The organism is Actinospica acidithermotolerans (assembly GCF_018139625.1).
In the GTDB taxonomy this organism is placed as follows: domain Bacteria; phylum Actinomycetota; class Actinomycetes; order Streptomycetales; family Catenulisporaceae; genus Actinospica; species Actinospica acidithermotolerans.
The window spans coordinates 66,018-73,242 of the sequence record NZ_JAGSOH010000023.1 but is presented as its reverse complement, the minus strand read 5'-3'; the positions used below and the strand labels follow the sequence as shown (position 1 = coordinate 73,242).

The 7,225-nt window shown below is 70.1% G+C and carries 6 protein-coding genes and 1 pseudogene; 4 read left to right on the top strand and 3 right to left on the bottom strand.

All coding sequences use genetic code 11. The features are described from left to right. Nucleotides 1–174: 174 nt before the first annotated feature. Nucleotides 175–750, bottom strand: a complete 576-nt coding sequence (locus KDK95_RS11105) for a MarR family winged helix-turn-helix transcriptional regulator (protein WP_212517996.1) — start codon at nucleotides 748–750, stop codon at nucleotides 175–177. A 24-nt stretch (nucleotides 751–774) separates the two neighbouring features. Next, the gene (locus KDK95_RS36825) at nucleotides 775–1,848 is read right to left on the bottom strand and encodes a DUF2127 domain-containing protein (protein ID WP_212517995.1); all 1,074 of its coding nucleotides are present in this window, start codon (nucleotides 1,846–1,848) and stop codon (nucleotides 775–777) included. Nucleotides 1,849–1,952: 104 nt separating this feature from the next. Here KDK95_RS36825 and KDK95_RS11095 point away from each other — a divergent pair, with 104 nt between their 5' ends. From KDK95_RS11095 to KDK95_RS11085, 3 genes are all read left to right on the top strand, one after another. After that, complete coding sequence (locus KDK95_RS11095) at nucleotides 1,953–2,282, top strand: DUF3817 domain-containing protein (protein WP_212517994.1); 330 nt, start codon at nucleotides 1,953–1,955, stop codon at nucleotides 2,280–2,282. 192 nt (nucleotides 2,283–2,474) lie between these two features. Next, the gene (gene ilvD, locus KDK95_RS11090; protein ID WP_212517993.1) at nucleotides 2,475–4,340 is read left to right on the top strand and encodes a dihydroxy-acid dehydratase; all 1,866 of its coding nucleotides are present in this window, start codon (nucleotides 2,475–2,477) and stop codon (nucleotides 4,338–4,340) included. A 29-nt stretch (nucleotides 4,341–4,369) separates the two neighbouring features. After that, the gene (locus KDK95_RS11085) at nucleotides 4,370–4,870 is read left to right on the top strand and encodes a MarR family winged helix-turn-helix transcriptional regulator (protein ID WP_307844307.1); all 501 of its coding nucleotides are present in this window, start codon (nucleotides 4,370–4,372) and stop codon (nucleotides 4,868–4,870) included. Between the two features lie 84 nt (nucleotides 4,871–4,954). Here the strand turns inward: KDK95_RS11085 and KDK95_RS11080 are convergent. Beyond that, nucleotides 4,955–5,290: pseudogene (locus KDK95_RS11080) on the bottom strand (Uma2 family endonuclease); the annotation flags it as partial. 228 nt (nucleotides 5,291–5,518) lie between these two features. Here KDK95_RS11080 and icmA point away from each other — a divergent pair. Beyond that, nucleotides 5,519–7,183, top strand: coding sequence for a coenzyme B12-dependent isobutyryl-CoA mutase large subunit (gene icmA / locus KDK95_RS11075; protein ID WP_212517992.1), 1,665 nt, complete (start codon nucleotides 5,519–5,521; stop codon nucleotides 7,181–7,183). The last annotated feature ends 42 nt before the right edge of the window (nucleotides 7,184–7,225 follow it).

Sequence of the window (7,225 nt, the reverse complement as noted above, 5' to 3'; positions counted from 1 at the left end):
GGCGGGAGAAGCCCGAACGTAGGAGTCGGCGCGGAGCGCAGCGGAGTGTCGGCGACGTAGGTAGGGCTGGTTGTCAGCCGTCAGCGTCAGTCGTCAGCGTCAGTCGGCAACCGTCAGCCGGCAACCGTCAGGCCTCGGCCGCCATCGTCCGCTGATTCCCAGCCCGCCCCGCGTCTACCGCGCTTCCGCCGCGGCGGAAGCGTCCGGCGCAACTTCCGCATCCGCCGCATCCAACGCTTCCGCCGCGTTTGCCGAAGCCCCCTCCGCCCGCGCGTTGGCGCAGCCGGTGGCCGGGTTCATGCCCAGCTTGTCGGCGACGGCGCGGAAGCCGACGGCGAGCGCGGCGACCTGCTGCGGGTCGAGGGTGTCGAAGAACAGCTCGCGCACGTCGGCGACGTGCGCCGGGGCGGCCTCGCGCAGCACGCTCCAGCCCTGTTCCGTCAGCTCGGCCCACTGGCCGCGGCGGTCTTCGGGGCACTGCGTGCGGATCACCAGGCCTGCCCGCTCCATGCGGCCGATCTGGTGCGACAGGCGGCTCTTGGACAGCTGCGTGCGGTGCGAGAGCTCGGTCATCCGCAGCCGGTGCTCGGCCGACTCCGAGACCTCCACCAGCACCTGGTAGTCCGTCAGGGTCAGCCCGTGCCGCTCGTGCAGCCGGTCCTCGAGATGGTTGGGCAGCAGCCGCATGACCTCGAGCCAGGCGCGCCACGCCCCCTGCTCGGTCTCGTCCAGCCAGCGGGTAGTACTCATGTCTCCCAGTTTACGCGAAGTTGTTTAAGCTTGAACAATCCCGTCCGGCGGCTCCGCGGGGGAGACCTGCGGCGTCGGCTCGGCCATCGGGACCTGCGCGGCCGCCGGATCCGCGAGCGGGAGCTGCGCGGTCCGTGCGGCCGGGTCCGCAGCACGTCCGTTCGACCCGGCGCCGGCGTACCCGGCCCCGGCCGTACCGACCCCGGTCGACCCGGCTCCGGCCGTACCGACCCCGGCGTACCCGGCCCCCGCCGTACCGACCCCGGTCTGCCCGGCTCCGGCCGCCGCAATCCCGTTCCGCTCGGTCCGGTCCGTCCGTTCGGTCCACTCGGTCCGCCCGGTTCGCGCCGTGCCCGGGCCTTCGACCTCGTGCAGCAGCGACTCGCTGGTCAGCTCGGCCTCGTACGCCTTACCGCCGCCGCGGATGCCGAACAGGCGCTTGGCCCAGACCAGGTAGATCACGGCGAGCACGTTCAGCGCGAAGGTGGCGATCTTGAACTTCGTCGCGTGATCGGAGAGCTCGTAGACCTCGATCGGCAGGAACAGCGCCGTGGCCACCGCGGCGAAGTACTCGCCCCAGCGCTTGGCCAGCCACAGGCCGATCGCCTCGAGCAGCTCGATCACCGCGTACAGCGCCAGCGCCGCGGCCGCGAGGTCGAGCGAGGAGTGCTTGTAGGTGAACAGCTTGCGGATCGTCGTGACGACCGAGGAGTTGTCCAGGTCGTAGCCGTAGTGCTGGGCTATCGGCTTGAAGACGGTCAGGTTCTTCTCGAACAGCAGCTGCAGCGCGTGCTCCGAGTTCGAGAACCTCCACACCGCGTACGCGCCGAGGCCGACCAGCACGAAGCGGAAGAGCCGCTCGATCGCCAGCAGCCGCATGATGAAGTGCGAGCGCAGCGCCTTCCCGCGGCGCGGCATCGGGGCCTCGGCCACCGGGCCGGTCTCGGTCGGCACGTCGAGGACGAAGTCCCCGCAGCGCAGGCAGCGCCAGGCCGTGCCGAGACCCGTGTCGGCCCGCACCTGGGACAGGTATTCGGGCTCCGTCGGCTCGAAGAGGACGTGCCCCCGTCGCGAGCATGCTCGCCTACTCCAGTCCATGCGGTACAGCCTAGAGGTCCGCGCCCACAGTGTGACGCGTCTTACGTCCCGTTCCCCGCGCGCGGAGTCGGTTTTCCCGACCACATGTCGGTAAGCTGTCGGCCATGACTTCCCGTGACACCTTCACCCGCCTGTTCGTCCCGGTCTCGCTCGCCGAGGGCGTCTCGTTCCTGATCCTGCTCCTCGTCGCCGTGCCACTGCAGATCTTCGGGCACCAGCAGACGCCGGTGCAGATCTTCGGCATGCTGCACGGCCTGCTGTTCATCGCCTACGTGATGATCGCCGCGTACGGCCACACCCAGCGCAAGTGGTCCGGCAAGCGGCTGTCCTGGATCCTGCTCATGTCCGTGCTGCCGACCGGCGCCTTCTTCGCCGAGCGCTCGGTGAAGAACGAGGCCGCGCCGGTCGCCGCCGCCTCGACAGCGGCCGTCTGAGCCGCCCGCGTCGCCGCCGTCCGACCGCCTCGTACGCCGCTCCGTAGCGTCCCGGGGAGCCAGGCGCCGCGCCGTCTCGCATCTTGAATGCCGGAACCGCTGTCCCGACCGGCGGACGAGGTGGGAGACTCATGAGCAGTCGGCGGCGCTGCCGACCAGACGAAGGCACCACCAGAAACGGAGTGATCCGCTATGCCGGCTCTGCGGTCCCGGACTTCCACCCACGGACGCAACATGGCGGGTGCGCGCGCCCTTTGGCGCGCCACCGGCATGACGGACGCGGACTTCGGCAAGCCCATCGTCGCGATCGCCAACTCCTTCACCCAGTTCGTACCCGGCCACGTCCACCTCCGCAACGTCGGCGAGATCGTCGCCGAGTCGGTGCACGCGAACGGCGGCGTGGCCAAGGAGTTCAACACCATCGCCGTGGACGACGGCATCGCCATGGGCCACGGCGGCATGCTCTACTCGCTGCCCTCCCGCGAGCTGATCGCCGACGCCGTCGAGTACATGGTCAACGCGCACTGCGCGGACGTGCTCGTGTGCATCTCCAACTGCGACAAGATCACCCCCGGCATGCTGATGGCCGCGCTGCGGCTGAACATCCCGACGGTGTTCGTCTCCGGCGGCCCGATGGAGGCCGGCAAGGCGCACATCCGCGACGGCGTCGCCTACGACAAGCTCGACCTGATCGACGCGATGTCGGCCGCCGCCGACGAGAAGGTCTCCGACGACACGCTCGGCACCATCGAGCGCTCCGCGTGCCCGACCTGTGGCTCCTGCTCCGGCATGTTCACCGCCAACTCGATGAACTGCCTGGTCGAGGCGCTCGGCCTGGGCCTGCCCGGCAACGGATCGGTGCTCGCCACGCACGCCAAGCGCCGCGCGCTGTTCGAGCGCGCCGGCTCGCTGGCGGTGGAGCTGGCCGAGCGGTACTACGCCAAGGACGACGAGTCGGTCCTGCCGCGCTCGATCGCCACTCCCGCCGCATTCGGCAATGCGATGGCGATGGACGTGGCGATGGGCGGCTCGACCAACACCGTGCTGCACCTGCTCGCCGCGGCCCAGGAGGCCGGCGTCGGCTTCGGCCTCAAGGAGATCGACGAGACCTCGCGCCGCGTCCCGTGCATCGTGAAGGTCGCGCCGAACCGCGCGTCGGCCGACAAGACGTATTACATGGAGGACGTGCACCGCGCCGGCGGCATCCCGGCGATCCTCGGCGAGCTGCGCCGCGCCGGCCTGCTCGACGAGGGCGTGCACGCGGTGCACTCCCCGTCGCTGGGCGAGTGGCTGGACGAGTGGGACATCCGCGCCGAGAACCCGTCGGCCGCGGCCCTCGAGCTCTACCACGCGGCGCCCGGCGGCGTGCGTACCACGGAGCCGTTCTCCACCGAGAACCGCTGGGACAAGCTGGACGTGGACGCCGCGCACGGCTGCGTGCGCGACCTCGAGCACGCGTACACCAAGGACGGCGGCCTGGCCGTGCTCTGGGGCAACCTCGCCGCGGACGGCGCCATCGTGAAGACCGCGGGCGTGGCCGAGGAGATCTGGACCTTCAGCGGCCCGGCGCGCGTGTTCGAGAGCCAGGAGCAGGCCGTCGAGGCGATCATGAACAACCGGATCGTCGCGGGCGACGTGGTCGTGATCCGCTACGAGGGCCCGAAGGGCGGCCCGGGCATGCAGGAGATGCTGTACCCGACCGCGTTCCTGAAGGGCAAGGGCCTCGGCGCCAAGTGCGCGCTGATCACCGACGGCCGCTTCTCCGGCGGCACCTCCGGCCTGTCCATCGGCCACATCTCCCCGGAGGCCGCGGCCGGCGGCATCATCGCGCTGGTCGAGGAGGGCGACACTGTCTCGATCGACATCCGCACCCGCGCCCTGGAGCTGGACGTCCCGGCCGAGGTGCTGGCCGAGCGGCGCGCCGCGCTCGAGGCCGGCGGCGGCTACAAGCCGAAGGACCGGGACCGCCCGGTCTCGCTCGCGCTCAAGGCCTACGCGCTGCTGGCCACCTCCGCGGCCACCGGGGCGGTGCGCGACCGGGCCATGCTCGAGGGCTGAGCCGAGACGGGTAAGAATAAGGAGTCGGGGTGCTCTCCTTCGATCCGGTCCAACGGGCCTTCGAGCTCTGGCAGGACCGCTGGGGCGAGTCGAGCTCGATGCGCGCGGTCACGTCGCTGATGCGCGCGCACCAGCTCGTGCTCGCGGAGCTCGACGCGATAGTCAAGCCGTACGGCCTGACCTTCGCGCGCTACGAGGCTCTGGTGCTGCTGGTCTTCAGCCGCAACGGCTCACTGCCGCTGTCCAAGGTCGGCGAGCGCCTGCAGGTGCATCCGACGTCCGTGACGAACATCATCGACCGGCTCGAGAAGTCCGACCTCGTCACCCGCAGGCCGAACCCGAACGACGGCCGCGGCGTGCTCGCCGAGATCACCGAGCAGGGCCGCCGCGTGGCCGAGAAGGCGACCGCGGACCTGATGGGCGCCGAGTTCGGCCTCGGCGCCCTGACTACGGAGCAGCACGACTCGCTCTTCGCCACCCTGCGTGACCTGCGCCTGGCCGCGGGAGACTTCGCCGAGGAAGAGGCCTGACGAGGACGACGGCCGAAATCGGACGAGGGCTGCGGCGCCACGGCGCCGCAGCCCTCCACGTTTTATCGGTCCGGCGAGCGGGGCTCAGGGAGTCGGCAGGGGGAAGGCGCTCGTGTCGACGACGATCTCGTCGAGCGGCTCCGGCAAGGCCAGCTTCGTGCCGAACGGGACGGTCTGCTCACCGAGATACCGCGTTCCGTTCGGCTCGGTGAACAGGGTCACCGCCGGGCCGTCATCCGCGTAGAGTTCGATCAGCAGGTAGGCGGGGATCCGTCCCCTTGCATACGACTTGTACTTGAGACCCCACTTGCGATCGTTCTGAGCGTTGCTCGGAGACGTGACCTCGACGACCAGCAGGGCTTCCGACGGCGAATTCGACGTCGCCTCGAGTTCGGCCCGAATCGCGTCGTACAGGACGACCGTGAGGTCTGGCCACTCTAACGGGCCTGTTCAGCGCGAACGAGATATCGCCACAAGCCCGCGCGTCCCCCACCTCCACCTCCACCTCAGCCCAACGCCCAACCCACCAACAACGGGCCTGAAAACCCCACCAACAACGGGCCTGAAAACCCCACCAACAACGGGCCTGAAAACCCCACCCCCACCCAACGTTCGACATGTAGTTGGACGTCCTAGTATTTTGGAGGCATGAGCAGAGAGCGGTGGCAGGCGGCCTACGAGGCCGCTCGGAAGACCGACCGGGACACCACCACGATCAGCGGTGAGCCCACCGAGCCGGTGTACGGGCCGGCGAGCGATGCGGAGGCGGCGGCGTATCCGGGCTTCGAGCGGATCGGCTGGCCCGGGCAGTTCCCGTTCACCCGCGGGCTGTACCCGACCGGGTATCGCGGGCGGCCGTGGACGATCCGGCAGTTCGCGGGCTTCGGCAGTGCGGCGGACACGAACGAGCGGTTCCGGGCGATCCTGGCGGCCGGCGGCGGCGGGCTGTCCGTCGCGTTCGACATGCCGACGCTGATGGGGCGGGACTCGGACGAGCCGCGCTCGCTCGGCGAGGTCGGGCACTGCGGGGTGGCGATCGACTCCGCGGCCGACATGGACGTGCTGTTCCGGGACATCCCGCTCGGCGAGGTGACCACCTCGATGACGATCAGCGGGCCGGCCGTGCCGGTGTTCTGCATGTACGTCGTCGCGGCCGAGCGGCAGGGGTACTCACCCGCCCAGCTCAACGGCACGCTGCAGACGGACATCTTCAAGGAGTACATCGCGCAGAAGGAGTGGCTCTTCCCGCCCGAGCCGCACCTGCGCCTGATCGGCGATCTCATGGAGTACTGCGCGCGCGAGGTCCCCGCGTACAAGCCGCTGTCCGTCTCGGGGTACCACATCCGGGAGGCCGGGGCGACGGCCGCGCAGGAGCTGGCGTACACGCTGGCCGACGGCTTCGGCTACGTCGAGCTCGGCCTCTCCCGGGGGCTCGACATCGACGTGTTCGCGCCCGGCCTGTCCTTCTTCTTCGACGCGCACATCGACTTCTTCGAGGAGATCGCCAAGTTCCGCGCCGCGCGCCGGATCTGGGCACGGTGGCTGCGCGACGTGTACGGCGCGAAGACGGAGAAGGCGCAGTGGCTGCGCTTCCACACGCAGACGGCCGGCGTGTCCCTCACCGCTCAGCAGCCTGAGAACAACATCGTGCGCACGGCGCTCGAGGCGCTCTCGGCGGTGCTCGGCGGCACCAACTCGCTGCACACGAACGCGCTCGACGAGGTGCTCGCGCTGCCGTCCGCCAAGGCCGCCGAGATCGCCGTGCGCACGCAGCAGGTCATCCTCGAGGAGACCGGCGCGGCCAACGTCGCCGACCCGCTCGGCGGCTCGTGGTACGTCGAGGCGCTCACCGATCGCATCGAGGCGCAGGCCGAGGAGATCTTCCAGCGCATCAAGGACCTCGGCCACGACGGCACGATCACGGCGGGCCTGCTGCGCGGCATCGACGAGGGCTACTTCACCGGCGAGATCGCAGAGGCCTCCTTCCGCTACCAGCAGGCGGTGGAGAAGGGCGACAAGCGGATCGTCGGCGTCAACGCGCACACCGAGTCGATCGAGGAGCCGCTCGAGATCCTGCGGATCTCGCACGAGGTCGAGCTCGCCCAGAACCGCGACCTCGCGGGACGCAGGCAGCGGCGCGACAACGCCGCCGTCGACGCCGCATTGGCCGAACTGAAGCACGGCGCCGAGGCCGAGGGCGTCAACCTCATCCCGCCGATGCTCGACGCCGTCCGCGCCGAGGCCACCCTCGGCGAGATCTGCGGCGTGCTCAAGGACGTCTTCGGGACGTATACAGAGCCTGCGAGGTTCTGATCGACGGAGTCGAAGGATGGCGGGCGGAGCCCGGTGCCGGTG